The organism is Nocardioides sp. NPDC054178 (assembly GCF_055585005.1).
In genome coordinates this window covers 859058-885441 of record NZ_JBVJKY010000001.1, presented here as the reverse complement: position 1 = coordinate 885441, position 26384 = coordinate 859058, and the positions used below count along the sequence as shown (strand labels likewise).

Annotated in this window: 24 protein-coding genes; 6 read left to right on the top strand and 18 right to left on the bottom strand. The window is 68.8% G+C overall.

Annotated features, from left to right (window positions below; genetic code table 11):
- The first annotated feature begins 96 nt into the window (after positions 1-96).
- On the top strand, positions 97-1020 hold the full coding sequence (locus ACZ6WN_RS04280; protein WP_465862906.1) for a 3-oxoacyl-ACP reductase: 924 nt from the start codon (positions 97-99) through the stop codon (positions 1018-1020).
- On the top strand, positions 1020-2579 hold the full coding sequence (locus tag ACZ6WN_RS04275) for an AMP-binding protein (RefSeq protein WP_465862905.1): 1560 nt from the start codon (positions 1020-1022) through the stop codon (positions 2577-2579). Before ACZ6WN_RS04280 ends, ACZ6WN_RS04275 begins: the two co-directional genes overlap by 1 nt.
- A gap of 16 nt (positions 2580-2595) precedes the next feature.
- On the opposite strand, the gene ACZ6WN_RS04270 is transcribed toward ACZ6WN_RS04275, so the two are convergent.
- From ACZ6WN_RS04270 to ACZ6WN_RS04205, 14 genes are all read right to left on the bottom strand, one after another.
- On the bottom strand, positions 2596-3654 hold the full coding sequence (locus tag ACZ6WN_RS04270) for a 2Fe-2S iron-sulfur cluster-binding protein (RefSeq protein ID WP_465862904.1): 1059 nt from the start codon (positions 3652-3654) through the stop codon (positions 2596-2598).
- Between the two features lie 140 nt (positions 3655-3794).
- Positions 3795-5309: a sulfatase-like hydrolase/transferase gene (locus tag ACZ6WN_RS04265; RefSeq protein ID WP_465862902.1), complete on the bottom strand. Its 1515-nt coding sequence runs from the start codon at positions 5307-5309 to the stop codon at positions 3795-3797.
- A 278-nt stretch (positions 5310-5587) separates the two neighbouring features.
- The gene (locus tag ACZ6WN_RS04260; protein WP_465862901.1) at positions 5588-6547 is read right to left on the bottom strand and encodes an ABC transporter ATP-binding protein; all 960 of its coding nucleotides are present in this window, start codon (positions 6545-6547) and stop codon (positions 5588-5590) included.
- Between the two features lie 31 nt (positions 6548-6578).
- Positions 6579-7154: a hypothetical protein gene (locus tag ACZ6WN_RS04255; RefSeq protein WP_465862899.1), complete on the bottom strand. Its 576-nt coding sequence runs from the start codon at positions 7152-7154 to the stop codon at positions 6579-6581.
- Entirely contained in the window at positions 7151-7636 is a 486-nt protein-coding gene (locus tag ACZ6WN_RS04250) for a hypothetical protein (protein ID WP_465862898.1), read from the bottom strand. The genes ACZ6WN_RS04255 and ACZ6WN_RS04250 overlap by 4 nt, the downstream gene beginning before the upstream one ends.
- A gap of 2 nt (positions 7637-7638) precedes the next feature.
- Positions 7639-8958: an MCE family protein gene (locus ACZ6WN_RS04245; RefSeq protein ID WP_465862897.1), complete on the bottom strand. Its 1320-nt coding sequence runs from the start codon at positions 8956-8958 to the stop codon at positions 7639-7641.
- Positions 8958-10097: an MCE family protein gene (locus tag ACZ6WN_RS04240; protein WP_465862896.1), complete on the bottom strand. Its 1140-nt coding sequence runs from the start codon at positions 10095-10097 to the stop codon at positions 8958-8960. Before ACZ6WN_RS04240 ends, ACZ6WN_RS04245 begins: the two co-directional genes overlap by 1 nt.
- Positions 10094-11323, bottom strand: coding sequence for an MCE family protein (locus ACZ6WN_RS04235; protein ID WP_465862895.1), 1230 nt, complete (start codon positions 11321-11323; stop codon positions 10094-10096). The genes ACZ6WN_RS04240 and ACZ6WN_RS04235 overlap by 4 nt, the downstream gene beginning before the upstream one ends.
- Positions 11320-12309 (bottom strand): MCE family protein, encoded by a 990-nt coding sequence (locus ACZ6WN_RS04230; RefSeq protein ID WP_465862893.1) that lies wholly within the window; start codon positions 12307-12309, stop codon positions 11320-11322. The genes ACZ6WN_RS04235 and ACZ6WN_RS04230 overlap by 4 nt, the downstream gene beginning before the upstream one ends.
- Positions 12309-13337, bottom strand: a complete 1029-nt coding sequence (locus ACZ6WN_RS04225; RefSeq protein WP_465862891.1) for an MCE family protein — start codon at positions 13335-13337, stop codon at positions 12309-12311. Before ACZ6WN_RS04225 ends, ACZ6WN_RS04230 begins: the two co-directional genes overlap by 1 nt.
- Positions 13334-14509, bottom strand: coding sequence for an MCE family protein (locus ACZ6WN_RS04220; RefSeq protein ID WP_465862890.1), 1176 nt, complete (start codon positions 14507-14509; stop codon positions 13334-13336). The genes ACZ6WN_RS04225 and ACZ6WN_RS04220 overlap by 4 nt, the downstream gene beginning before the upstream one ends.
- Before the next feature lie 5 nt (positions 14510-14514).
- A complete protein-coding gene (locus ACZ6WN_RS04215) occupies positions 14515-15318 on the bottom strand; it encodes an MlaE family ABC transporter permease (RefSeq protein ID WP_465862889.1) in 804 nt (267 codons plus the stop codon).
- A gap of 1 nt (position 15319) precedes the next feature.
- Positions 15320-16174 (bottom strand): MlaE family ABC transporter permease, encoded by an 855-nt coding sequence (locus ACZ6WN_RS04210; RefSeq protein WP_465862887.1) that lies wholly within the window; start codon positions 16172-16174, stop codon positions 15320-15322.
- Positions 16171-17925, bottom strand: a complete 1755-nt coding sequence (locus ACZ6WN_RS04205; protein ID WP_465862886.1) for an FAD-dependent oxidoreductase — start codon at positions 17923-17925, stop codon at positions 16171-16173. Before ACZ6WN_RS04205 ends, ACZ6WN_RS04210 begins: the two co-directional genes overlap by 4 nt.
- Positions 17926-18186: 261 nt before the next feature.
- Here ACZ6WN_RS04205 and ACZ6WN_RS04200 point away from each other — a divergent pair, with 261 nt between their 5' ends.
- Together ACZ6WN_RS04200 and ACZ6WN_RS04195 are read left to right on the top strand one after the other, a co-directional pair.
- Positions 18187-19446 (top strand): PucR family transcriptional regulator, encoded by a 1260-nt coding sequence (locus ACZ6WN_RS04200; RefSeq protein ID WP_465862885.1) that lies wholly within the window; start codon positions 18187-18189, stop codon positions 19444-19446.
- A 149-nt stretch (positions 19447-19595) separates the two neighbouring features.
- Positions 19596-21002, top strand: coding sequence for a fatty acid desaturase (locus ACZ6WN_RS04195; RefSeq protein WP_465862884.1), 1407 nt, complete (start codon positions 19596-19598; stop codon positions 21000-21002).
- A gap of 88 nt (positions 21003-21090) precedes the next feature.
- Here ACZ6WN_RS04195 and ACZ6WN_RS04190 read toward each other — a convergent pair whose 3' ends face one another.
- Together ACZ6WN_RS04190 and ACZ6WN_RS04185 are read right to left on the bottom strand one after the other, a co-directional pair.
- Positions 21091-21915, bottom strand: a complete 825-nt coding sequence (locus tag ACZ6WN_RS04190) for a trypsin-like serine protease (RefSeq protein WP_465862883.1) — start codon at positions 21913-21915, stop codon at positions 21091-21093.
- A gap of 434 nt (positions 21916-22349) precedes the next feature.
- Positions 22350-22601, bottom strand: coding sequence for a hypothetical protein (locus ACZ6WN_RS04185; RefSeq protein ID WP_465862882.1), 252 nt, complete (start codon positions 22599-22601; stop codon positions 22350-22352).
- 376 nt (positions 22602-22977) lie between these two features.
- Between ACZ6WN_RS04185 and ACZ6WN_RS04180 the strand changes: the two genes are divergently transcribed.
- Complete coding sequence (locus tag ACZ6WN_RS04180) at positions 22978-23277, top strand: MafI2 family immunity protein (RefSeq protein WP_465862881.1); 300 nt, start codon at positions 22978-22980, stop codon at positions 23275-23277.
- Between the two features lie 334 nt (positions 23278-23611).
- Positions 23612-23812: a hypothetical protein gene (locus tag ACZ6WN_RS04175; protein WP_465862879.1), complete on the top strand. Its 201-nt coding sequence runs from the start codon at positions 23612-23614 to the stop codon at positions 23810-23812.
- 306 nt (positions 23813-24118) lie between these two features.
- On the opposite strand, the gene ACZ6WN_RS04170 is transcribed toward ACZ6WN_RS04175, so the two are convergent.
- Both ACZ6WN_RS04170 and ACZ6WN_RS04165 read right to left on the bottom strand, forming a co-directional pair.
- Positions 24119-24847: a hypothetical protein gene (locus ACZ6WN_RS04170; RefSeq protein WP_465862878.1), complete on the bottom strand. Its 729-nt coding sequence runs from the start codon at positions 24845-24847 to the stop codon at positions 24119-24121.
- 32 nt (positions 24848-24879) lie between these two features.
- A complete protein-coding gene (locus tag ACZ6WN_RS04165) occupies positions 24880-26349 on the bottom strand; it encodes an aldehyde dehydrogenase family protein (protein WP_465862877.1) in 1470 nt (489 codons plus the stop codon).
- Positions 26350-26384: the final 35 nt, after the last annotated feature.

The window sequence follows — 26384 nt, the reverse complement described above, 5'->3', positions numbered from 1 at the left end:
GGTCGCAGGCCCGGTGAGCGGGAGCACTGCTCGCACCCGGCCGCCGGCGTACCTAGGGTCACGGGCGCCGACCCAAGACCGACCGAAGGAGCAATCGTGGGCAACACCGACCTCACCGGCCGGACCGCCGTGGTCACCGGAGCAGGTGCCGGACTCGGCCGGGCCGAGGCGCTGGCCCTGGCCGGCCAGGGCGCCAACGTCGTCGTCAACGACATGGGCGGCGCGGCCGACCGGGTCGTCGCCGAGATCGAGGCCCTCGGCCGCAAGGCGGTCGCCGTCAAGGGCGACGTGAGCAGCTGGGCGCTGGGCCAGCAGCTCGTCGACGCCGCGGTCGACACCTTCGGCAGTCTCGACGTCGTCGTCAACAACGCCGGCATCCTGCGCGACACGATGCTCTTCAACATGAGCGAGCAGCAGTGGGACGACGTGATCCGGGTCCACCTCAAGGGCCACGCCGCCGTCTCCCGCGCCGCCGCGGTCTACTTCCGCTCCGCCGCCAAGACCGCCGGCGGCCCGGTCTTCGGCCGGGTCGTCAACACCGCCTCCGAGGCGTTCCTCTTCGGCGCCGCCGGCCAGTCGAACTATGCCGCCGCCAAGGCGGGGATCGTGGCTCTGACCCTGTCGACGTCGCGCGGTCTGGAGCGCTACGGCGTCACCGCCAACGCGATCTGCCCACGGGCGCGCACCGAGATGACCTCGCACGTCTTCGCCGAGGACGGCGACGCCGAGCGCCTCGACATCCTCGCCCCCGAGCGGGTGGCCGCCTTCGTCGGCTACCTCGCCTCCCCCGCCTCTGCAGGGATCAGCGGTCAGGTCTTCGTCGTCTACGGCGACATGGTGGCCCTGATGGCGGCCCCGACGGTCGAGAACAAGTTCGTCGCGCCCGGCGGCACGTTCTCCGTGGCCGAGCTCGATGCTCAGCTCACGCCCTACTTCGAGGGCCGCTCGCCCTACCAGACCTACGCCGCGTTCAGCGTGGCGAAGCTGGACACCACCGGCATCGAGAACGTCGCCGGCTGATGGCTCCCACCCCACGCACCGTCGCCGAGCTGATCGACGCCGGCGCGAGCCGTTTCGGTGACCGGCCGGCGCTCGTCGAAGGCGACCGCGCCTGGACCTACGCCGAGCTCGCCGAGGACGTACGCCGCACCGCGCGCGCCCACCTCGCAGCCGGGGTCCGCCCGGGCGACCGGGTGGCGATCTGGGCGCCGAACCGGTCCGAGTACGTCCTCGCGATGCTGGGCGCGCAGCTGGCCGGCGCGGCCGTCGTACCGCTCAACACGCGCTACCGCGGCCGCGAGGCGTGCGTCGTGCTCGAGCGGTCGCGAGCGGTCTCGCTCGTCGTCGCGAACGGCTTCCTCGGCAACGACTACCTGGCGATGCTGCGCGACTCGGTGCCCGGAAGCGACCTCCCCCACCTGCGCACGATCGTCGATCTCGACGGCGGCACGAGCGAGGGCATCCTGAGCTGGCCGGACTTCGTGGCCGGGGCCGACCGGGTCACCGCCGGGGAGCTGGCGGCCGCGGAGGCGACGCTGACGCCGGACACGATGTGCGACCTGCTGTTCACCTCGGGCACCACCGGCGTACCCAAGGGCGTGATGAGCGCCCATCGGCAGACGTTGGGCGTCGCTCAGGTCTGGGCGGAGGGCGCCGGGCTCACCGAGCGCGACCGGTACGCCGTCGTGAACCCGTTCTTCCACGGGTTCGGCTACAAGGCGGGGATCATGGCCGCCCTCTCGGCCGGCGCCGCGATCCACCCCGTCGCCACCTTCGACCCCGAGCTGCTGTTGGCGCTGGTGGAGCGTGAGCAGATCACCGTCCTCCCGGGGCCGCCGACGATCTTCATCACCCTGATCGACCATCCGCGCCTCGCCGACTTCGACCTGTCCTCGCTGCGGTTCGCGATCGCCGGGGCGGCCACCGTCCCGGAGACGCTCTTCGAGCAGATGCTCGACGTGCTCGGGTTCGACCAGGTGGGCCAGGCGTACGGGCTCACCGAGTGCCTCGTCGCCACCCAGTCCCGTCCTCACGAGGACCCGCGTCACGTCGCCGACACCACCGGCCCCGCCGTGCGCGGGATCGAGGTGCGGGTCGTGGACGCGGCCGGCATCGATGCGGCCCTCGGCGAGGACGGCGAGATCTGGCTGCGCGGCGAGAACGTCATGCTCGGCTACTTCGAGGACCCCGAGGCGACCGCCGAGGCCATCGACGGCGACGGCTGGCTGCACACCGGCGACGTCGGCCGGCTCGACGAGCACGGCTGCCTGAAGATCACCGACCGGATCAAGGACATGTTCACCGTCGGCGGCTTCAACGTCTACCCCGCCGAGGTCGAGAACGTGCTCACCGGCCACCCCGACGTCATCGAGGCCGCCGTGGTCGGCGTCGCCGACGGGCGGATGGGCGACGTCGGCCACGCCCACCTCCGGCTCCGCACCGGTGCCGTGCTCGACGACACCGACCTGAGGGCGTACTGCCGTGAGCGGCTGGCGAACTTCAAGGTCCCGCGGGCGTTCACGGTCGTGGAGGACTTCCCGCGCAACGCGAGCGGGAAGATCCTCAAGCACGCCCTCTGAGCTGTCGAGCTCCTTCTCAGCCGTAGGTGACCTTCACCGTGTCGGTGACCGGCACCGACTGGCAGCCGAGCCGGATGCCGTCGGCGAGGTCGTCCTCGTCGAGCACGTCGTTGCGGAGCATCTTCACATCACCCTCGAGGAGCTGGACCGCGCAGGCGGAGCACTCCCCCTCACGGCACGAGTACGGCGCCTTCACCCCCTTGCTCTCCAAGAAGTCGAGCAGCGTGGTGCCCGGGTCCCAGTCGTCGAAGATGCGCTCGCAACCGTCGAGCTCGACCTCGAGCTTCACCGGGGCCGCTGCGGCGTCGCCGGCGGCGGGCGCAGGCTCCGGCTCGGTCCCCCGCTCGACGTGCCCGAACGGGTTCCCCCCGAGCGACACGAACTTCTCCTGGTGCCGCCGCTCACGCGGGAACCCGAGCTCCTTGAGCGCGGCCGTGACCATGCTCATGAACGGCGCCGGGCCGCAGACGAACGCATCGGCGGAGAGATGGTCCGAGGCGTACGCCTTCAGCTGCTCGACCGTCGGCAGCCCCTGGACCGACTCCAGCCAGTGGACCACCTGGAGCCGACCGGGATGCCGGGCCGCCAGTGCGGACAGCTCGGTGGCGAAGATGACCGAGTCCTGGTCGCGGTTGGCGTAGAAGACCACGATCCGGCCGGTGCCCTGTGCCAGAGCGGCCCGCGTGATCGACATGATCGGGGTGATGCCCGAGCCGGCGGCGAAGAGCAGCAGATCATGGTCGTACGAGGCCGGGGTGAAGACGCCGGAGGGTGGCAGCACCCGCAGCGTGTCACCGACCTCGAGGTGGTCGCAGAGCCAGTTCGAGGCGTACCCGTCCGCCGTGCGCTTCACCGTCACCGTCAGGGATCCGCCGTCGTGGGGACTGCTCGAGAGCGAGTAGCAGCGGGCCGCGACGACGGTGGTGTCGCTCGGGACGGCGACCGTCAGGAACTGGCCGGGCCGGTAGGCGAACGCCTCTGCCGCACCTGCCGGCACGGCGAAGCGGATCGACTTCGCGTGCTCCGTCTCGTCGACGATGTCGACGATCTCCAGAACAAAGGACTCGGTGTCCAAGGATCTCCCCTAGCGCGGTTGAGACGGGTGGCGACGATGCTGCCACCGACCGCCCGCCGAATCCGGTGCCCCTCCCGCCCACCGGAAGCGACCGCTCGCGACTCGGCGGGGCACGCCGGGGTCGGCCGCGGTGGGCCCGGCTAGCTCGGGCTCGGGGTGATCAGCGTGGCTGCGTACGTCTTCGGGCACGTGCTGCCCGCGCAGGCGCGGTACTTGGCGTCGAGTGCCTTCAGCTGGGCAACGACCTTGGCGTAGCGCGGGTCTTTGGCCAGGTTGCGCGTCTCGTACGGATCGATGGCGCGGTCGTAGAGGACGGGCACACCGGTCGCGGTGACGGTGACGTAGGTGTAGCGCCCGTACCGGATGCCGCGATACTTGCTGGTCGTGCCACCCGTGGTCGGCCAGGCCGCTACCGGGATCGGCCGGTAGAGCGTCCGGCCGGCCTTCACGCTCGCCGCGAGCACCCGGGTGATGTCGACCCCGTCCTGGGTCCGCCCCGGCGTCGCCCGTCCGAGCGCGGCGACCGTGGTCGCGATGTCCGGGTTGCCGACCGCGGAGCCGACCTTGGTGCCCTTCGGGATCCCGGGCCCGACCATGATCAGCGGGATCCGCATCGACTGCGAGGACTCCCACAGCTTGCCCAGCCGGTTGTGGTGCCCGGTGGTGTAGCCGTTGTCGCCCGAGAAGATGATGACGGTACGCCGGTACTGCCCGCTGTCCTTCAGGTGGGCGATCGTGCGGGCGACCGCCCGGTCGACCGACTGCGCGGCCTCGATCCGCTGCTGGTAGACGTAGCGCATGACGCGCTTCTGGGCTGTCGTGTAGGGCTTCCCGGCGGTGACCTGGCCCGGTCCGGCGTAGAACATGTCGGGCGTCCTCGGCAGCTCGAGGCCGCTGAAGCGCCCCTTGTCCGCACCCATCGGCCGGGTGTTCTCCAGCCACAACGACGGCTGACCGGGGTAGCGCTTCTTCGGGTCGCTGGCCTCGACCGGCCCGCCCGCATGGGGCGCCACGTAGTTGACCCACATGAACCACGGCTTCTTGCCGCCCACGTTGGTCCCGGCGCGCTTGATCATCTTGATGCTGCGGTTCTGCAGAGCGACCGAGCTGTAGAGCCCCGGCGACTGGATCGTCCCGTTGCTGTTGAACTTCGGACTCAGCAGGTTGTATGTCGACGGATCGATCGTCGCCTGCCAGTCGTCCCACCCCGGCTCACCGCCGGAGTAGCGCTCCGAGCCCTTGCCGTAGCCGTTGAGGTACTTCCCGAGGAACATCGTCCGATAACCGGCCTTGTCCATCCACACCGGAAGCGTGTTCCGGCGCCCGGCGAAGCCGGTGTAGCCGCCGTTCGTCCCGGTGATCGACCAGTTCTTGTGGTTGTGCGCGTACTTCCCGGTCAACAGGCTCGCCCGCGCCGGCACGCACAACGGCGTCGGCGCCACCGCATCGGTGAACGTCGTCCCCTGCTGCACCAGCAGCCTCTGCACGTGCGGCATGTACCTGATGTCGGTCGCCGCCAGATCATCGACGTTGATCATCAGCACGTTCGGACGCCCCGACTCCAACCGACCGGGCAGCGCCGCCGCCTCCGCCGTCGACGTCGGCCCGCACAGCACCCCCACGGTGCTCGCCACCGCCACCGTTGCGATCGCCACCCGCTTCGACCTTCCGTGACCAACGGAGGTGGGCAGAACAGCGCCGGGCGACAGCCTCCGGCGGGCAGCAGCGAACAGATGATGACAAGCGAGATTCAACGAGACTCCGGCACAGAAGCGGACAGGTAAAAGGCGCCTCCGATCCCGAGCCGGCGAGCAAGGCAGAACTTAGCCTCCGCGGGCATTTCCCGCAGGACCTTCAGACCTCTGTTGACCACTTGTCCATCAGCCAACCGCTCGAGGCACTTCCTGCCCGGTTGACAGGCCGGCCGTCCGTCTCAGCCGACGCCAGCTGCGGTGAGCACCACCTCGGGCTGGAACGATCCCGGCGGCGGGGTGACACCGTTCTCGCGGCACCAGGCACCCGGGGGGCGCTGGTACTTGCGCGGGATGCCGTTGGACGGCTCGAGCTGCATCGGGATCGGCGGCAACGGCGGCAGGCCCATGTCCTTCTCCGCAGCCAGCTCGTCGGCGTCCTTCTCCTCCGACATGCCGATCGGGCCGATCGTCTGGGCGTTGAGGAACTGCCGCACCACCGGCTCCTCGGAGCTGAGCAGCATCTCGCGGGGCCCGTACATCGCCAGGTGCTTGTGGTAGAGCAGGCCGATGTTGTCCGGCACCGTACGCGTGGAGTTGATGTCGTGGGTCACGATCAGGAACGTCGCATCGATCTGCGCGTTCAGGTCGATGAAGAGCTGGTTGATGAACGCGGTGCGCACCGGGTCCAGACCGGAGTCGGGCTCGTCGATCAGCAGGATCTCCGGGTCGAGGACCAGAGCACGCGCCAGGCCGGCACGCTTGCGCATACCACCAGAGATCTCACCGGGAAGCTTGTTCTCCGCACCGATCAGACCGACCAGGTCCATCTTCTCCATGACGATGTTGCGGATCTCGGACTCGCTCTTCTTCGTGTGCTCACGAAGCGGGAACGCGACATTGTCGAACAGATCCATCGACCCGAACATGGCGCCGTCCTGGAACAGCACACCGAACAGCTTGCGGACCTCGTAGAGATCCCGCTCCGAACAGCTGGCGATGTCGACACCCTCGATGACCACCGAGCCCGTGTCGGGCTTGATCAGACCGATCAGGGTCTTCAGGAGCACCGACTTACCCGTGCCGGACGGCCCCAGCATCACACTGATCTCGCCCGCAGGCAGCGTCAGCGTGACATCCTTCCAGATGAGCTGCTTACCAAAGCTCTTGGTCAGCCCTTCGATCTTTACGTCTACACCCATGCCCATGCCTCCACTCGAGGTTCTTGTCCGATCAGCGGGGCGTGAGCCCGGCCACCTTCCAGCCGTTGCCGACCTGCTGCATCTTCACCTCGACGCGCGATGCGCTGACGCTGGGCTCGGCCCCTGGCGCCGCCGTGGTCTGCGTGAGGAAGACCAGGACCGTGACCTGCGACCCGGTGGCCCCGACGACGCCTGCCCCGGAGATGGTCGCCTTCGTGGAGATCTGCTTCTGGGTCGCGGCCTTGACGACGGGACCGTCGAGCAGCTTGGCGTAGTCGTTGCGGAACCGTCCGGTGGTCTGATCCTTGGACCGGGCGAGGTCGGCCTCGAGCGTGCGGCGGTCGTAGCTCAAGAGCACGGGCACCCGGCTCTTGGCCGCGGCGAGCGCGTCGGCGCGGTCGCGAGCACGGTCCGAGGCGTGGTCGGCGAGAACGCCGAAGGTGATCGCCGCGGCGAGGCCGACGACCACGAGCACCACGATCGCCCAGCGACGCAGCAGTCTTCGCTCCAGGCTGAGGCGCAGCCGGCCGGATGAGCTCGGCAGAGCCTGGTCGTGCTTGGTCTCTTCGGAGAGGGCGGTCGCCATCTCGGTCTCCTCGATGGTCACGGGATGAACTCCAGTCCGGATACGAGCCAGCGGCCCTCGACGTTCCGCATCTCGACCTTCACCCGGTAGTCACGTTGCTGCGGTGCCTTCGTGCCCGAGTTCGACACGGTGCCGGTCGCTGCGACATAGACCGTCGCCTGCTCGTCGGTCGAGCGCGCCACACCGGCCGAGACGACCTCACCCTCGGCGTCGACCTTGTTGGCCTCCAGTGCCTTCTGCAGCGCGTTCGCCTGCTGCTTCAGGTCGTTGCGGAAGGAGGCGGTCGCGCCGCCGAGAAGGGCCTCGAAGGCCGTCTCCGAGTCCTCTGCGCTGACCGAGATCAGTCGGGTGACCTCGGTGGCCGCCGCCGAGACGGCCTCGGCTCGCTGGTGCTCGGCGGTGACGTCCTCGCGCCAGGACCAGGCGCGCTGCCCGGCGAACACGAGCAGCCCGACGCCCAGCACCAGCAGGAGCACGAAGGTCCTCGTGGAGAGTCTGGACATCGTCACCACATCCCGACCGGCTCGAGGAACAGCTGCTTCCAGGAGCTGTCCACAGCAGACGCGTCCGTCGTCCCCTTCGAGGACGACTCGCCCGGCGAAGCCTTCGGCGCGGTCGAGGCAGCGTTCGGATCGGCGCCCTCGGGCCAGCGCCCCTTGCCGAACTCCAGCCCGCACGAGGAGGGCAGATGGCCGCGCTCGCTGGAGTTGGGACACGGCTGGTTGCGAGCGCCCCGAACCGAGGACGGGTCGCTGGGCGCGGTCTCGCAGTGCGCGAGCGGGTCGGCCTTGCGTACGTTCTCCTCGGACGGGCTGCGGCGATCATCGGTGGACAGGTAGCCCGCCGTGCACGATGGTGGATTGTTGACGCCTGCGCGTAGGTCCAGCTGCACGTCGCCCTCCTTGGCCCGCGGATTGACCGTCTGTTGAAGTCGTCCGATCGTGGCGGGGTACACGACCAGGGTCTGCTGAAGCTGCGGAAGATAGGTGTTGAGCACCTCGCCGTTGACCATCAGGTTGTCCAGGAGCATCGGCAGCGTGGTCTGGAGGTCGTCGACGGTCGCGGTGGTGCTGTCCAGACCCGTACGCCCGTCACGGAGCAGCGAGCGCAGGTCGGCGTCGTTCGCCGCGAGCTCCTTGGTGAGCGCACGCAGCGACGACATCGACGACACGGTCCGCGGCGCCATCTCGTCCTGGGTGGCGAGCACCGGCTCGAGCGCGCGGATCAGCTCGGTCGTCGAGGTGACCTCCTGCTGGGCCGTGTCCATCAGCGTGCTGGAGTCCTCGATCAGCCGGCCGACGTCCTCGCTGCTCGACCCGAGACCGGTGTCGGCCTGCTCCAGTACGTTGCGAGTCTGCTGCTGCGGCACGGACTCGAGCAGGCGGTTGACGGCGTCGAGGACGGGCGCGATCTGGGGCATGGCGACGGTGCGTGATGGCGGCAGCACGTCCCCGCCGCTCAAGGTCGCCTTCGTGGCGGACCCGGAGACCAGGGAGACGTACTGCTCGCCGACCGCCGACGTGCTGTGGAGCTCGGCGTCGACGTTGCCGGGGATCCGGGTGCCGTCGTCGAGGCGAAGAGTGGCCACGGCTGCCCGCGGGGTCACCACGAGGTCGATCACCTGCCCGACCTTGACGCCCCGATAGGTGACCAGGGCGCTCTCGTAGAGCCCGCTGGCATCTTCGAACTCGGCGGTGACCTGGTAGACCCCGATGCCCAGCATCGCCGGAACCCTTGCGTAGGTGAAGACCATCAGCCCGAGCGCGAGAGCCGTCAGGCAGGCGAAGACACCCAGCTGCCGCTTCACCAGTCTCGTCAGCAGCATCAGCAACCTCCCAGGTTCGCGAGCAGGCAGCCGCTGTCGTCGGGCGTGCTCGGGGCGGGCTTCGACGCGGTGGTGCCTGCGGGAGGCAGGCCGGTCGGTCCGGATCCGGTGAGCCAGGTGTCCGTGAGGCTCGAGCCGCGAAGGTCGAGCGTCGCGAAGAGGTTGGTGTAGTCACCGCTGAGGGCGTTGGTCGTGGTCATCGCCGGGAACGGGATGGTCAGACCGAGCTTGAGCGCCTCGGGGATGGAGTCGCCGACCTTGCCGAGGCTGGTCAGGATCGGCCGCAGGGCGTCGAGGTTCGCGAGGAGAGCCGCACGGCTGGCCCGGATGACCTTCGTCGCCTGGGCCCCGGTCTCGCCGGTCCGGGTGACGACGCGGACGAGGCTCTGCCGCTCCTCCTCGAGCGTACGCAGCCCCGGAGCGATCTCGTCGATCGCGTTCGCCAGGACCGTGCGGTCCCGAGCGAGCCCGGCGGAGAGCCGATCGAGCGCCTCGAGCGCCCCCACGATCTCGCCCTTGTTGTCATCGAGCACGGCGAGGAGCTCGTTGGTGCGCCGCACCAGGTTGCGGGTGTCGGGGACCCGGTCGTCCAACGCGGTCGCCAGCTCGGAGGTGATGGTCTCGATCTGTGACAGCCCACCGTTGTTGAGCAGCAGCGCCACCGCGCCGAGGACCTGCTCGGTGGCCGGATAGGTGCCCGTCTGGGAGACGGGGATCCTGGCGCCGTCCCGCAGCATCTCGGTCCGTTCCGCCGCTGCCGCGATGCTGCCGGTGCTGCTCGCTGTCGATGATGCCTCCGGCGCGCTGACATCGACGTACTGGGCGCCGAGGAGGGTCTTCTGCCCGATCGCGAAGGTCGCGTCGGCCGGGACTCGGGCCGACTTCATCAGCCGGAGCCGGACCTTTGCCTGCCAGTCCGAGACGCTGATGCCGGCGACCGTGCCGACGACGACGTTGTCCATCTGCACGGCGGAGTTCGGCACCAGGTTCGCGACCTCGTCGAAGGTGACGGTGACGGTGTAGCCGTCCCCGCCGACGCCGGGCTGGCCCGGAAGCGTGTGGTCGTTCGGCTGGAGGCTGGCGCAGCCGGTCAGGCCGACCATGAGGGCGACCATCGTCGCCAAGATGCGTGTCTTCATCGGTGGCCTCCGAGGGCGGTGCCGAGGTCGGTGCCGAGCAGGCCGGGCAGGAGGGGTTGTACGCCGTCGACGCCCTCGCCGACCTCGGGGATCGGGGTCGGTGTCGACGGCCGACTCGGGTCGACCGGCTCGGCTGCGCCCGGCCTCGCCGCAGTCGGGCCGCTCTGCTGGGCGGTCTTGATCAGGTCGACGAGCGGCGCCAGCGCATCGCGGCACTGCTGCGCCGTACCGCCGGCACCGAGCACGGCGCCGCAGACGAGCTGGGCGGCGTCGTTGAGCCCGGTGAGCGAGGCCCGGCCGGTGATCGCCTGCTTGTCGATCACGTTGAAGAGATCGATCAGCGCCGTCGGAGCCATCTGCAGGATCGCCGCGAGCTGGTTGGACCGGTCCGCGAGGGCCGCACTGAGCAGGTTCAGGTCGCGTACGGAGCTCTTGATCCTGGCCCGGTTGTCGTGGGTGAGCTCCCCTGTCGCCGCCAGCGCCGCGGAGAGCTCCTCGATCGCCGTGGTGAGCTCGCGCCGGTTGGTCGCGAGCACGGCGGAGACCTCGCTGAGCTGCTCGGTGAACCCCGCCACGGCGGCATCGTTGACCGCCAGGTTCTTGGTGAAGCTGTTCAGGTTCGAGACGGTCGTGAACATGTCGGCGCGGCCGTCGGAAAGGGTCGCGGTGGCGCTGCGGAGCCCCTCGACCGCCTCGCGCAGCTGCTCGGCGTTGCCGTTGCGGAGGTTGGCGTCCAGGGTCTCGATGGCGGATCGGAGCGGCTGCTTGCCGGAGCCGGCGGGGGCCAGCGCGGTGGAGAGGTCGGTGAGCTGCTTCTTGACCTCGTCGAACGAGACCGGCACGGCGGTGCGGTCCAGCTCGATCTGGGCGCCGTCGGACATCGCCGGACCCTGGGTGTAGGCCGGTGAGAGCTGGACGAACCGCCCGCTGACCAGGCTCGGGGAGACGATGGCGGCGTGGGCGCCCGCCGGGATCCGCTGGCCGCCCTCGACCTCGATCCCGACATGTACGCCATCGTCTTGCGGGTCGACCTCGGTGACCCGGCCGACGGCGACCCCGAGGACCTTGACGTCGTCGCCCTCGTAGAGCCCGTCGGCGTTGCTGAAGACCGCGGTCACCACCGTCGAGCGGGTGTCCTTGACGGCGTAGTAGGCGCCCGTGGCGAGGAGCAGCAGCGCGAGCCCGATCAGGACACGGCGCAGCAGGAGGCTGGAGGAGATGGTCACTTCACGACCCCTGAGACGATCGGCGCCAGCGAGCCCGGCGAGGTGAGGTTCTGGATGTACGCGTCGAACCACGGTCCGGTGGAGATGGCCTCCCCGATCCCGGTGACGTAGCCGCGCAGCCCGCTGATGGCGTCCTGCAGCGCGGCCTTGTTCCGGTTGAGCAGGGTGACCACCTTGTCGAGCTGGTCGAGTGCCGGGCCGAGCGTGGCCCGGTTGTCGTCGACGAGGCCACGCAGCTGCACGGAGAGGTCCTGCACGCTGGCGAGCAGGCTGACCACGACGGCCTGTCGGGCATTGAGCTGCTCGAGCAGCGACTGCCCGGAGACGAGCAGGGTCTCGATCTGCTCGTTGCGGCTCGCGAGCACCCCCGAGACCCGCGAGGCGCGGGCGAGCAGAGCGCGGAGCTGGTCGTCGTTCTGTTCGACGGCTGCGGTGAGTTCGGTGACGCCTCGCAGAGCGGGCCCGACGTCGTCGTGGGTTCCGCTCAGCGCAGTGCTGGCCTGGTCGAGCGCGCCGGCGAGCTGGGTCTTGTCGATGTCCGCCGTGGTCGTCGTCAGCTCGTTCAGGGTGGCGGTGAGGTTGTAGGGCGAGGACGTCCGCGAGGTCGGGATCGTGTCGCCGGCACCCAGCCGTCCACCGCCTGAGGGGACGAGCTCGACGGCGGCGCGGCCGAGGAGGGTCACGGTGATGATGCGTGCCTCGGTCTTGGTGCCGAGCTCGACACTGCCCTCGGTGAGGACCAGGTCGGCGACGACCTCGTCGCCGTCGAGACGTACGTCGCGAACCTTGCCGACCCGGGCGCCGGAGACCATGACGGCGTCGCCGCCCTTGAGGCCCCCGGCCTCGGCGAAGGCGGCGTGGATGGCGTCTCCGTTGCCCACGAGCGGGAGCTCGCTGTAGTTGAGGCTGGCGGTGACCACCAGCGCGATCGCCATGGTGCCGATCAGGCCCCGGGCGGCGTTCTGGGCGGGCGTACGGAAGCTCATCACTTGCACCTCTGCGCGTCGGACATGATCCATGGAGTCGTCACGGTGGCGTCGGCCTGGACCCGGACCCCGCACAGGAAGAAGTTGAGGTAGTTGCCGTACGAGGTGGCGTTCTGGATCGCCGTGTAGTGGTTCGGCAGCTTCCGCAGCACCTGTTGAAGGGCGGCCTGCTCCTGGTTGATGCCCTTCGCCGCCCTGGTGAGCTGGCTCAGGTCGGCCGTGAGGTCTCCCCTGCCCGCCTCGACCAGTGCCGCCGCTTGGCGCGCGAACCGGTCGGTCTGGGCCGCGGCGTCGAGGATCTGGGTGTCCTGCTGCTCGAGACCGTCGAGGAGCTTGCTGAACTGGTCGATGAGCGCCTGGATCGTCTCGCGCTTGTCGTCGAGCGTGCCGACGACGGTGTTGAGGTTCCGAATCACCTCCCCGATCAGCTCCTGGCGGTTGCCGAGCGTCGTGGTGAGCGAAGCCGCCCGCTCCACCAGGGTGGAGATCGCGGAGCTCTGCCCCTGGAGGATCTTGATCAGGTCGCCCGAGAAGGCGTTGATCTGTGCCGGGGCGAGTCCCGCGAAGAGCGGTTTGAACCCGTTGAGCAGCAGGTCGAGGTCGAGAGCGGGCCTGGTCCGGGACAACGGGATGGTGTCGCCGGCCGCGATCGGCCTCGCGTCCGGGTCGGGTCGGCTGAGCTGGACGATCCGGTCGCCGATGAGGTTCCGGTACTGCACCGTGGCCTCGGTCGAGGCGTTGAGCTTCTGGCCCCGCGGGACGTCGAAGGAGACGCGCACGGTCGCGTCGCGCTGGACCGCCAGGGCCGTGACCTTCCCGACGTCCACGCCGGCGATCCGGACCGAGTCGCCCTTCTGGAGACCCGACACGTTGGCGAAGACGGCGTCGTACGTGACCCGGTCGCCGGGACGGTGCGCGGCCGTCACCACCCCGACCCAGTAGGTGAACAGCGCCGCGACGACCAGGAAGATGCCGAACTTGATCAGGTCGGAACGCTCCCGGCGCCGAAGCTTGCTGTTGCTGGTCACTGCTTGCCTCCTGCGGCGTTGGCGCCACCGGCCAGCAGACCGAGCAGCGTGGTGAGCGTGTTCTCCTGGACCGTGGGTTGCTTGCCCGCATAGGGGTTGGCTCCGGTCACGAACGTCGGCACCGCGGCCTGCGCCTCCTCCTCGGTGACGTACGGAAGCCCGTAGCACTCCGGACCCCTGGTGTCGCCGACCTTCGGCAGGTTGCGCTCGTACGTGTAGGGATCGCGCCCCGGGACGATGCGGGTGATCGTGGTGACCCCCGGATGTGTGCCTCCGACGGCGGCCTCGGCGAGCTTGTTGGCCGAGGCGAGACCGAGGATCGTGCAGGGTAGCTCCGGGGAGTACCTCGCCACGACGTCGGTGACCGGCTCGGTGAGCTTCAACGTGGTGGTCAGCCGCTTTCCCGAGCTGTCCAGCAGCCTGCTCGCGCTGTTGTCGAAGGAGTACAGGCTCATCTCGAAGGCGTGCAGCGACTTCTGCTGGGTGGTCAGGGTCTTGCTGGTCACCGCGGCGTTGTCGGCCAGGGCCACCAGGTCGGGCCGCGCGGTGTCGTACGTCTGCGCGACGCTCGCGCCCGACCTGATGTCGCTGGTGAGCGTGTTCAGATACGGGTTGAACGAGGTGAGGTAGCCGTTGGTCTGGGTGATCAGGAGCCCGATGTCCTCGCCGCGCTGGTCCACCGCCTGCGAGACGGCGGTGAGAGCGGCCGCGACCTGGGCGGGCTTGGCGGTGTCGAGCACCTGGGTGAGGTTCTCGAACGCCTCGTCGACCTCGACCGTGACCCGGTCGGCGTCGATCGTCGATCCGGCTCGGATCCGCGCGGTGCCCGGGTCGCCGGGGTTGAGCTGGATGTACTTCGCTCCGAACGCCGTCGGCGGGACGATCTCGGCGGTCGTGTCGCTGGAGATCTGGTCGAACTCGCCCCGGTCGATGTCGAGCTGGATCGAGACCCCGTCGCCGCCGTCGTCGTGGACGGAGCCGACTCTGCCGATCGCGACGCCGCGGAGCTTGACCGCTGCGCCCGAGGTCAGGGTCAGCCCTGCCCGGTCGGAGGAGACGGTGAGCGGGACGGTGGAGCGGAAGACACCCTGGTAGGTGGCGACGGTGCCGGCGACGAGCGCGAGGATCAGCGCGATGAAGGTGAGCCCGTAGGTGACGTGACGATCAACCATGCCCCTCACCCCGCGATGTGGACCGACGGACCGCCCCAGATGGCGATGCCGAAGATCAGGTCGACGAACATGATGGCGACGAGGGCCGAGCGCACGGCCCGGCCGACGGCCCGGCCGACGCCGGCGGGTCCACCCGACGCCGTGAACCCGTGGTAGCAGCACACCGAGACCACGACCAGCGCCATGATCGCCACCTTCAGCATGGACAGGAACAGGTCGCCGGGGATCAGGAAGGTGTCGAAGTAGTGCTGGTAGGTGCCCGGCGCCTCGTCGTAGCCGACGGTCACCACCAGCCGCGTCGCCAGCCAGCACATCATCACCGCGATGGCGTACAGCGGGATGACGGCGATGAGCCCGGCCATGATCCGGGTGGTGACCAGGTAGGGCACCGGCGGCACTGCCATCACCTCGAGCGCGTCGATCTCCTCCGAGACCCGCATGGCGCCGATCTGGGCGGTGAACCCCGCGCCGACGGTCGCTGTGAGTGCGATCCCCGCGATGATCGGAGCCACCTCGCGAGTGTTGAAGTACGCCGAGAAGAACCCCGACAGCGCGGAGACGCCGATGTTGTCGAAGGACGTGTACGCCTGCAGCCCGACCTCGATGCCCGACGCCGCGGTGAGGAAGCCGATCACGAGAACGGTCCCGCCGATCAGCGCCAGGGCGCCGGTTCCCATCGCGACCTCGGCCAGGAGCCGGACGACTTCCTTGCGGTAGCGGCGGAAGGCATGGGGGAAGTGGGCGTAGGCGCGGCCGTGGAAGGCGAGCTGCTCGCCGAGCTCGCGGAGAGCTGATGTGTTGACGGCCATCTCAGGCTCCCGACTTGAGCTGGAGGAACAGGGTGCTGATCACGCTGTTGGCGGCGAACAGGAGCATGAACGCGAACACGACGGTCTGGTTCACTGCTTCCCCGACGCCTTTGGGCCCGCCCTTGGCGTTGAGCCCCAGGTAACAGGCGGTCAGGCCGGCCAGCAGTCCGAAGACAGCTGCCTTGGCCTCAGCGGCGATGAAGTCTGAGAGCCCCACGAGAAGGGTGAGGTCGTTGAGGTAGAGCCCTGGGGTGGCGCCCTGCAGCACCACGGAGAAGAAGTAGCCGCCGACCAGGCCGACGACGGTCACCAGGCCGTTGAGCGCGATGCCCACGAGGGTCGAGGCGACCACGCGAGGGACGACGAGGCGCTGGACCGGATCGATCCCGAGGGTGGTCATCGCGTCGATCTCCTCGCGGATCTTGCGCGAGCCCAGGTCCGCGCAGATCGCGGTGGCTCCCGCCCCCGCGACGACGAGAACGCTGACGATCGGGCCGATCTCGCGGACGACGGCGACGGCAGCGCCCGCGCCGGCCAGGTCGACCGCACCGATCTCGATCAGGAGCTGGTTGACCTGGAAGATGATGACCACGCAGAACGGGATCGCGACCAGGAGCGCCGGCCAGAACGAGACGGTGGTGATGAACCATGCCTGGGAGACGAACTCACGGAACTGGAACCTCCGCGTGAACCCCTTCCGGAAGACCGAGACGACGAAGGCGTAGAAGTCACCGAAGGACGCCAGAGCCTTGAAGATCGCGTGGGACTGGAGCGCCTCGGCGGCGATCCTCTGACGCTCGGGCGTCATGCCTCGGACACCGGACGGTTCGACCCGGTCGGTCGGGGCGGCGGTCATGAAGCCGCCCGGCGGTTGATCGTGATCACCGGCAGTCGCAGAGCAGCGGGTGCCTCGACCGGCACCATCGGGCGGTTCGGGCTGACCGGCGCCGTTCGCCGGTAGGCCGCGCCGAGGGACGGCCGCGGGTCGTTCCCGCCCTTGTTCGGCCACATCGACATGGCGCGCTCGGCCTGTGCCGTGATCGTCAGGCTCGGGTTCACCCCGAGGTTGGCGGAGATCGTCGAGCCGTCGGTGATGTGCAGCCCGGGATGGCCGTGGACGCGGTGGTAGGGGTCCACGACGCCGCTCTCGGCGCTGTCCCCGATCACGCAGCCGCCGAGGAAATGGGCCGTCATCGGGACGTTGAAGATCTCACCGACGCTCGAGAACGGCCGGCCGTCGATCTTCTCGCTGATGCTGCGCATCGCCTGGTTGGCGACCGGGATCCAGGTCGGGTTCGGCTCGCCGTGGCCCTGCTTCGAGGAGAGCCGCAGCGACCCGCGGCCGAGGCGCCGCCTCTTGCCGAAGACGGTGATCGAGTTGTCGCTGGTCTGCATGACGAGGGCGATGACCGTACGCTCCGCCCAGGTGCGGATCCCCAGGTAGTGGCCGACGAACTGGACCGGATGACGCAGGATCTGGCCGACCCACTTGACCGCCCTCGGCACCCGGCCGCCGCCGTCGGTCATCACCGTGGTGAGCAGCCCCATGAAGCCGGATCCGGCGCCGTAACGTACCGGCTCGATGTGGGTGTGGTCGTCGGGGTGGATCGAGCTGGTGATGGCGACACCGTGGTTGAGGTCGCCGTCGGTCCGGCGCCCCGGTCGCGTGCTCGCGGTGCACAGGGCCTCGGAGTTGGTGCGGGTCAGCTCCCCCAGCCGGTCGGAGAGGCCGGGCAGGAGGCCCTGCTGCTTCATGGTGTGCAGCAGCTCCTGGGTCCCCCAGGTGCCGGCGGCGATGATCACCTGTTCGGCTGTGATCGTCTGCGCGGTGCGCCGGCGTGACCGGCCCGTCTCGTGGGTGGCGATGCGGTAGCCACCGTCGGCCGGCGTGATGCTGTCGACGGTGGTGAGCTCCCGCACCTCGGCGCCGCCGCGCTCGGCGAGGTGGAGGTAGTTCTTCAGGAGCGTGTTCTTGGCGTTGTGCCGGCATCCGGTCATGCACTCGCCGCACTCCAGGCATCCGGTGCGGTCGGGACCGACCCCGCCGAAGTACGGGTCTGCGACCGTCACGCCGGGCTCCAAGGCGTCGTCCCGGCCGAAGAAGACCCCGACCGGCGCAGGGCCGTAGGTATCGGCCACGCCGAGCTCGGCGGCGACCTCGCCCATGATCTCGTCGGGGCGGGTGGTCGTCGGGTTCGGCCGGACCCCGAGCATCCGCTTGGCCTGGTCGTAGTACGGAGCCAGCTCCTCGCGCCAGTCGGTGATGTGGGACCACTGGGTGTCGCGGTAGAAGGCGTCCGAGCGCGGCTCGTAGAGCGTGTTCGCGTACACCAGCGAACCACCGCCCACACCTGCGCCGGCGAGCACGACCACGTCGCGGAGGAGACGGATGCGCTGGATTCCGAAGCAGCCGAGTCGAGGCGCGAACAGGAATCTCCGGGCGTCCCAGGAGGTCTTGGCGAAGTCCTCGTCGCGGAACCGACGACCGGCCTCGAGCACCAGCACCCGGTAGCCCTTCTCGACCAGCCGCAGAGCGGCGACCGAGCCGCCGAAGCCGGAGCCGACCACGACGACGTCATAGGCCTGCTCGGCGCACGATGCATCCACCGGGCACTCCTGTCAGTTGTTCGGAAAGTGTTGCCCGTCACACGATCGGGGCTCGCGTAGTTCATCAACGGAGTTGCGGCGGCCTCTTGTGGTCAGCGCCCAAATGTCGACGCGCGGTTGTGCGGCACGACAAACGGTCCGGCATCGGGCTGGAGCCCGGATCGGCACCCGCGGCACTGGCGCGATCACAACGTGGCCACGGTCACAAAGTGGGCTAGCCTGGCGAGCCAGCGCGCCTACCCCGGTCGGGAGGGACCTCAGTTGACCATCGATGCTCTTCCTCCCGGGGTCGCCGCCTGGCTCCCGGCGTTCATCGCCGACGAGCTGCGCCCGGAGATGATCGACGGCTGGGTCACCCGGACGAGCAGCGCGATCCGGCGCGAGCTGCCCGAGATGGCCTCGGAGCCGGACTTCGTCGCGCTCCTGGACGACGCCGTCAAGGAACACTGGCTCGCGTTCCTGGCAGCCTTCGTCCATCCCGACTTCCAAGCCCACCTGCCACGAGCCGGCAGTCGGATGGCTCGTGAGGTCGCTGCTCGCCAGCTACCGCTGGAGCTTCTGATCAAGATCTACCGAGCCGCTCAGCAGGAGTCGTGGCGCTACGTCACCGGCGTCGTCAACGCGCTGCCGACCGACCAGATCGACCATGCTGCGCTGCTCATCTTCCTCTGGGGACGCGCGAGCTCATGGATCGACGCAGCGATCACCGACTCCACCGAGATCTTCCATGCCGAGAGCTCTCGCCACACCAAAGGCGTGGCGGCACAGCGGTACGAGGTCGTGAAGGCCCTCCTCGCCGGGGCGCCGACCGACGCCCGCCGCACCTCGGCCGCCCTGGGCGGCTATCCGATGTCGGTGCACCACACAGCCTTGATCCTGGAGACCGCTGACGCCTATGCGATCGACGGGCTCGAAAGGGTCGTCCACGACGTCGCCCGCAGGCTCGGTGGGAGCAACCCGCTCGTGGTGCACCCCGGCGGCCGTCAGCTGTGGGCCTGGATCGGCACGCGTGACCAGCCCGAGCTGGACGGTCTCGACGACCTCGCCCCCAACCTGGTGAGCATCAGGGCTGCCATGTACGCCGGCGCCCCCACACCCGGACCGGAGGGATTCGTCAGCAGCCACGAGGACGCCCGACGCGCCCTGCGGATCGTCGCGAGGGGCGGCACATCGACACCGGTCCTGCGCTACGACCAGGTCGAGCTCCTCGCCCTGCTCGGCTGCAGTCCCGAGGTCGACCGGTTCGTCGACCGTGTGCTGGGGCCGCTGGGGTCACCCGACGAGTCGACGGCACGGATTCGCGAGACCGTCCTCGCCTTCATGTCTCACGGCGGGAACGTGGAGGACGCGGCCGAGGAGCTCCGCGTGCACCGCAACACCGTCCGGTATCGGCTCGGCCGGGCCGAGGAGCTGCTGGACCGGCCGGTGGCCAAGGCCGGAGACGAGCTTCGGCTGGCGATCCGACACCGCGAGCTGTTCCACACCCCCGACAGCCAGGGCTGGTCACCGAGCTCGAAGTAGTCCCCCTGGCGCTGGGACATGTTGGCCATCTACACAAATGGCGGATGGGATCTTGAACCACGCCACGAGCGTGGCAGGGGGCGCACCAGCGAGTCTCGTGTGGTGTCGGGCTGTTCCAGCCCCGCCTGTGACTCTCCGAGGAGGCCCTCATGACCGCATCAGCGGCGTCCGCCCGCTCCCACGCGGAGTGGAAGGACAAGAAGCGCTACCTGTGGGTGCTCGGCATCGCCGTGCCCTTGTTCCCGATCATCGGCGTCCTGCTGAGGGACGCCACCGGATCGAGCCTGTGGCTCTGGCTCACGCCGGCGATGTTCTTCGTCGTCATCCCGCTCTTGGATCTGCTCACCGGCTACGACGACACCAACCCGCCCGACGACGTCATCGAGGCGCTGGAGAACGACACGTACTACCGCTGGGTGACCTTCCTCTATCTTCCGGTGCAGTACGCAGGCTTCGTCGGCGCACTGTGGTACCTGGCGTCGAATGACCTGTCCACCGTCGACCGCGTCGCGATCGCCGTCTCGGTCGGCATCGTCGGAGGCGTTGCCATCAACACCGCCCACGAGCTCGGCCACAAGCGTGAGGACGCCGAGCGGTGGCTCTCGAAGATCGCGCTGGCACAGACCTTCTACGGCCACTTCTACATCGAGCACAACCGCGGCCACCACGTTCGCGTCGCCACCCCGGACGACCCCGCCTCCGCCCGGATGGGTGAGACCTTCTACGGCTTCTGGCCGCGCACCGTCGCCGGCTCGCTGACGTCGTCGTGGCACCTGGAGAAGAAGCGCTTCGCCCGCAAGAAGCAGCACCCGTTCCGCCTGGGAAACGACGTCCTCAACGCCTGGCTCATGTCGGTGGCGCTGTGGGGCGCCCTGATCCTGTGGCTCGGACCCGTCGTCCTGCCCTACCTGCTGCTCCAGGCTGTCGTCGGGTTCTCGCTCCTGGAGGCGGTCAACTACATGGAGCACTACGGGATGCTGCGACAGAAGGTCGGCACCGGCGGTCGGCAGCGCTACGAGCGGGTCAACCCCTCGCACAGCTGGAACAGCAACAACATCGCCACCAACGTATTGCTCTACCACCTGCAGCGGCACAGCGACCATCACGCCAACCCGACCCGGCGCTACCAGACCCTGCGGGACTTCCCGGAGTCGCCGGTGCTCCCGACCGGCTACACCGGCATGATCGTCGTAGCGCTCATCCCTCCGCTGTTCTGGCACATCATGGACAAGCGGGTCGCCGCGCACTTCGACGGTGACCTGACACGGGCGAACATCTCCCCGCGGAAGCGCGAGCGCGTCCTGGCCAGGTGGGGCGCCGGCGAGCACGCTCGCGCAACGACCGAGGACGTCACGGTGGCGAGCATCTCCGCGGTCGAGGTTCTCGCCGCCAAGTGCCCCGGCTGCGGCTATCTCTACGAGGTCGCCGCCGGCAACGAGCTCGAGGGATTCGCCGCGGGCACGGCCTGGAATGACGTACCCGACGACTGGTGCTGCCCCGACTGCGGAGTTCGGGAGAAGGTCGACTTCATTCCCGTCGACCCCGCCCGGACTTGAGTCAGGCAACACCCGACGCACGGACGACGAAACTGCTGAGCGGGGTGTCGAGGCGGCCGAATGTATGGGCGGCCATGGCGAAGCGAACTCAGGGCAGGTTCACGAACCCGGCCAGGAAGTCGCGGGCGACGGGGGTGTCAACCCGGTAGGTCACGTCGACGGCCTTGCAGAGGGTGTCGCCGGTGGCCGTGATGGACACGACGACGTCGGTCTCGGTTGCCCCGGCGCCGAGGAAGTGCGGCCCTCCGGAGTCGCCGGAGCAGGTGCCCCCGTCGCCGGTGGCCTGGTTGACCGACAGGGTGAACCAGGTCCTGGTCAGCCATGCCGGCGTCTGGACGGCGAATCGTCGCTCGGTGTTGGCCAGGATCCCGGCGGACCCTCCCTTGCGGGTTTCGCGGACCGCCCCGTAGCCGACGGTGGTGAACTCGGTGCTCCTCAGCTGGTGTGCGGCGTCGAGGTCATCCAGGAGGCCGGCTTCGGGGAGCTGGGCGGGCTGGATCCCGACGGGATCGTCGAACACGATCACCGCGATGTCGTGCGGCTCGGAGAAGCCGCCGGCCCCGGAGTAGCCGTAGTCGGGGTGAGTGTGCGCGGTGCCGCGGTGCAGGGTCATGCCCGGGCCGATCTCGTCGTCGAAGGTCACCGCGGCCTCACCCTCGCCGACGCCTTGCGCGTCGAGGAACGCGGTGCAGTGCGAGGCGGTCAGGAACACGGTCTGCGAGATCAGGGTCCCCGAGCACGCCTGGTCCAGCGCTCCGTCCCCGTCCAAGTCGTAGAGGAGGCTGCCTACGGCCGGATGCCGACCCTCGTCTGGCTCCCCGTACACAATGGCCGCCGCCGGTGGCACCACCGCAAGCACCACCGCGCTCGCCGCCGCCGAGACCGCCAGCGCGCGCCGAAGCCATGCCCCCATGATTCCCTCCGCTCGTGGTGTCGTCTCCGCCCCGAGCCTCTTGCAGGATGCCCAGCGCTGCTCTTCGGCGTCATGCCCCATTTGCGGGGATCTGCCCGAGGAGCCGCGAGATCCTCGTCATCCACCAGATCGAACCCGAGAAGAGCTACGGGCGCACCACGCAAAGAAGCCCGGGCCGACGGCCCGGGCTCCCTGTCGCGCCGTTCGCGACTCAACACATGGGGGACGAAATCCGATCCACCCACCAGTCCGTATCGCGGGGGCGGAGCGTTGCCCATTCCGGCACCTGGCCCCTTGGCGCGGGTCCGGGGCTTGCCCCCACGCTGCCCAACACCATCATTCCTAGAAGCATCGCGGGGAGTGTCCCTGCCGGTCAGCCGCGCCACTCGCCATCGGCCAAACAACCGGCCCGGACGGAACGGGAATGGCGTCTGCTACCCAGTCGCAAGGCTAAAGACGACGACCGCAATGCCGAGGATGAACAGCGCGAAGGCCACCACGAGAGCCCCATCCAGGATGCGAGCCACCCATCGCCAAAGTGCTGGCGCATCGGATAGCAACGCGCGGAGTCGTTTGACGCCCCACCGGATGGAGATGAGGAGGCCGCCGAGAACACAGACGCTGATGACGGTCAGGAGGTGGGAGACGATGCCGCTGCTCGACGAGGCGGCTTGGCCGAGAATCACCGGCCGCACGGTATAGGCAGGCTGTGGCGGTCGGGACGGGTTCGGCTGATCCGTTGCGCTGCTGTGGCTGGAGAGTGAGCGCTTGGTCTACGGACCGGGCGCTCTTCTTCATTTGCGCGGCACGTTCGTGAGCAGGTGGACGGCATCACCATCCACAGGGTCGCGGAACTGAATCGACTTTTGCTCGCCGATTGATCGGCCGATTACTTGAGCCGGGCGTGCGTCCCTGACGCAGGCGGCGGACGGTCACCGTCACTTGACGGATCGCAAGACCGCCAGCGTCTTGCCGTCGTGACGCTTCGCTCATGAAGCCCGACCGGGGCGACCTTCTGACCCCCGGGTCGCCCAGCGGAGGCGATACTCGACCGTGACGAAAATGCGGTCAGACGTGATGCTGTCGATGATGCGCGCCCTCTGGGAGCAGGTCACGGCCGACCTGCGTGGCGTGGCCGTGCAGTACGAAGGCTCCTCGGAGCAAGGCACGATCGAAGGTCGCTTCTTGTACGAGGGCGACGTCGGCGAGGTGCAGGAGGAGTGCGTTTCCCTGGCCGAGACATACTGCATCGCTGACTATCCGCCCGAGGTTTCCGTGAGGTTCCGGGCAATCCCTCACGCGACCCGCGATCTGTTGCCCGGCGAGCACTGGGTGTTCCTTCGCTGGGAGCCGGGACACTGACCAATCTTGCCGCGGCGACTCGCCGGTCGACCAAGTCGTCAGCCCCCGCGTCGGACGACTCGATCTATCCGGTGCGCTGCCTCTTCGGGGGCTGTCTCGCTGGTGTCGATCCTGACGCCTGCGATGGGGAGCCTCGGAGTCTCGCGCCAGGCGTCGAGGCGCTCGTCGACGTCGTGGCTGCCACGTACTCGAAGTCGCTCCAGGGCGATGAGTTCCGGGCAACGGCCACCGGGGCGATCCTGCACCGAGATGCCGTCACCCCACCTTGGAGTAGGAGCAAACCGGCCAGGGGTGACGGCTTCACGACCTCCGTCACACGGCTGCCTGCCTGTGGTTGGCTCGCGGCGTCGACGTCGGCACGGTCAAGGAGTGGATGGGTCACGAGTCGATCGCGACCACGAATCTCTACCTGCACTTCCTCGGCACGGGCGCCGACGCCGCGGGCCTGGACCGGCTCAACGACACCGGCCACCGGGGTGCTCAGAAGCCTCCGGAGGGCACCAGGGGGGCACATGACGAGGAGGCGGGCGAATGACAACCAAGAAACCCGGCCTCGTGTCCTACGTTTCCGCAGGTGAGACCGGGTTTTCGTTTGGTGGAGCTGAGGGGATTCGAACCCCTGGCCTTCTCTTGGTGCCTGGCGCCCATCTTCGGGTGCCAAACCTCTCGAGATTTCTCGGCGGATCTCATGCAACCACCGTTTGACCTGGGCAGACATCTGTCATCGACGTCGACGACACGCTCCACGCTACCTCATCGTCTCGGGCGATCTCGGGGCCCCTCGGAGAGGTTTTCGCGGAGTATTCGCGGAGTAAGTGACGCCCTCTTGGCGCACTGCAGGTCAGTCGGCGGCGAGCCAGAGAGGGCTGGCCGGAGCCATGAACGTGGCTCCGAACGGCTGCACCATGTAGTCGGGGAGCACCATCTCGCCCGACATCAGCATCCGCTTGCACTCCTCACGGAAGGTCGAGGGGCTCCCGGCCATCTCGTAGAGCGCGAGGTGACCCTCGTTCGGGACCTCGACCCCCGGAAGCGGCCTGGTCTCAGCGGGGAGGAAACGCTGCGCTCGGAGCATCCCTGGAACGGAGAGAATCTGCGGGATGTGCTCCTCGTCGTACCACTTGCCGTAAGTGTCCCAGTCGGTGGTGTGGGTGCTCCAGGCGAAGAAGAGGTGGCGCTCGTCGAGACGGTTGGCGTCCCAGTCTGCGCCGTAGTGGACCTCACTCACGGGGCGAAGGAAGAGGGCCTTGAACGGCTGCACCATGTAGCCAGGGAGCACCATGTCGCCGGACATCAGCATCTTCTTGACCTCCTCGCGGAAGGCGTCCGGAGTCTGCTCGAGCTCGTACATCGCGAGGTGGCCCCAGTCCAGCTTCTTCACGCCGGGCAGCGGCTTGGTGTCGTCCAGGACGAACCGTTGGGCACCGACCATGCCGGTGGTGTCCATCACCTGCGGGATGTGTTCCTCGTCGTACCAGGTGCCGTAGGTGTCCCAGTTCGTGGTGTGGGTGCTCCACGCCATGAACAGGTGTCGGTCTCCCACGGTGGCGGGAAGTCGGTCGTCAGTCATCGGGATCTCTTCTCTCGGTGGTGGATGATCGGTCAGTCGGACAGACCCGGCCCGACCAGGATCTGCTTGAGCTCGGTGAACTCCTGGATGCCTTCCGCACCGCCTTCGCGGCCCCATCCGGAACCGCAGCGGCCACCCCAGGGCACGGTGACGTCGGGTCCGAACCCGTTGATGGCGACCGAACCGGCCGTGACCCGACCGGCCAGGTCGAGCGCCACGGCCCGATCGCGCGTATAGATGCTCGCCGCGAGACCGAACTCGGTGTCGTTGGCCAGGGCAACGGCATCATCGAGGTCGCTGTAGGTGAGCACGGCGGTGACGGGGCCGAAGACCTCGTTGCGGGCAAGGTCCGCCTCGCGGGCCACGCCCGTCACGATCGTCGGCTCGAACCAGAGCCCTTCGCGTCCGTCTGGAGCTCCGCCACCGGCTGCGATCGTGGCGCCTTCCTCGAGGGCCCGAGCGAGAAAGGACTTGGTACGTTCGAGCGCAGCCTCGTTTGCCAGAGGACCGATGTCGGTGGCCGGGTCGAGCGGGTCGCCGATGGTGAGGCGGCTCCACGCCGCCCGGAGGGCTTCGACGATCTCGTCGTGCCGCGACTCCGGCACCAGGACGCGGGAGAGGAGAGCACACACCTGTCCCGTCCCTGCTGTCGCACCCGGGACCAGGCTGCGCAGGACCCGATCGAGATCCGCATCCGGAAGGATCACCGCCGCCGACTTCCCACCCAGCTCGAGATGGGTGCGGGCAAAGCGAGGTGCGGTCGCCTCGATGATGTCCCTGGCCGTCGCCTGTCCTCCGGTGAGCGAGACCAGATCCACCCGAGGGTCTCGAGTCAGCGCCCTCGCAGTGTCTGCGGGACCCGTGAAGATGCTCAGCGTTCCCGCCGGGAAGCGCGCCTCCTCGGCACACGCCGCGACGAGCCGCATGATCAGGTGTGACTCCGGTGCGGCCTTGACGATCACCGGGCAGCCGGCGAGGAGGGCCGGGACGATCTTGGTGGCCATCGTGACGAGTGGCCCGTTGTAGGCGAAGACGCCGGCGACGACGCCGGCAGGCTCGCGGCGCACGGCCACGTCACCCATCGGCCCGGTGACGATCTTCTCCTGCAACGCATCGGGTGCGGCGGCGATGGACGCGTTCCAAGCGCCCACCGCACCGAACCTGTGCAGTGTGCGGCTGTACCGGACCGGCATGCCCGCCTCGACCGCCCACACGCAACCGAGGTCATCCAGGCGCGACTCGAGGAGGTCACAGAAGCGTCGGACCACGGCGATCCGCTCGGTCACTGCCATCCCGCCCCATCGAGCGAGTCCATGCTCGTGGGCCGCCGTCACCGCAGCCGTCGCCTGGTTCACGCTGGGCAAGGCGACTTCGGCGACGAGGGCCCCTGACGCCGGCGTCACCACACGATCACGCCCTCCGTCACCCGGCACCCACTCGCCCGCAACGAACACATCGTCGACGTGAGCGACCGAGCATCCGCCGATCTCAACCTTGTTCATCTGCATCCTTAGCTACTCGGGGTGTGACACCTGGA

Bases quoted from the DNA above. Each gene is read 5' to 3' on its own strand.
- ACZ6WN_RS04165 (WP_465862877.1), bottom strand. From the start codon at position 26,349: ATGAACAAGGTTGAGATCGGCGGATGCTCGGTCGCTCACGTCGACGAT.
- ACZ6WN_RS04245 (WP_465862897.1), bottom strand. From the start codon at position 8,958: ATGCTGCTGACGAGACTGGTGAAGCGGCAGCTGGGTGTCTTCGCCTGC.
- ACZ6WN_RS04215 (WP_465862889.1), bottom strand. From the start codon at position 15,318: ATGGCCGTCAACACATCAGCTCTCCGCGAGCTCGGCGAGCAGCTCGCC.
- ACZ6WN_RS04190 (WP_465862883.1), bottom strand. From the start codon at position 21,915: ATGGGGGCATGGCTTCGGCGCGCGCTGGCGGTCTCGGCGGCGGCGAGC.
- ACZ6WN_RS04170 (WP_465862878.1), bottom strand. From the start codon at position 24,847: ATGACTGACGACCGACTTCCCGCCACCGTGGGAGACCGACACCTGTTC.
- ACZ6WN_RS04275 (WP_465862905.1), top strand. From the start codon at position 1,020: ATGGCTCCCACCCCACGCACCGTCGCCGAGCTGATCGACGCCGGCGCG.
- ACZ6WN_RS04260 (WP_465862901.1), bottom strand. From the start codon at position 6,547: ATGGGTGTAGACGTAAAGATCGAAGGGCTGACCAAGAGCTTTGGTAAG.
- ACZ6WN_RS04220 (WP_465862890.1), bottom strand. From the start codon at position 14,509: ATGGTTGATCGTCACGTCACCTACGGGCTCACCTTCATCGCGCTGATC.
- ACZ6WN_RS04210 (WP_465862887.1), bottom strand. From the start codon at position 16,174: ATGACCGCCGCCCCGACCGACCGGGTCGAACCGTCCGGTGTCCGAGGC.
- ACZ6WN_RS04240 (WP_465862896.1), bottom strand. From the start codon at position 10,097: ATGAAGACACGCATCTTGGCGACGATGGTCGCCCTCATGGTCGGCCTG.
- ACZ6WN_RS04180 (WP_465862881.1), top strand. From the start codon at position 22,978: ATGCGGTCAGACGTGATGCTGTCGATGATGCGCGCCCTCTGGGAGCAG.
- ACZ6WN_RS04195 (WP_465862884.1), top strand. From the start codon at position 19,596: ATGACCGCATCAGCGGCGTCCGCCCGCTCCCACGCGGAGTGGAAGGAC.
- ACZ6WN_RS04230 (WP_465862893.1), bottom strand. From the start codon at position 12,309: ATGAGCTTCCGTACGCCCGCCCAGAACGCCGCCCGGGGCCTGATCGGC.
- ACZ6WN_RS04250 (WP_465862898.1), bottom strand. From the start codon at position 7,636: ATGTCCAGACTCTCCACGAGGACCTTCGTGCTCCTGCTGGTGCTGGGC.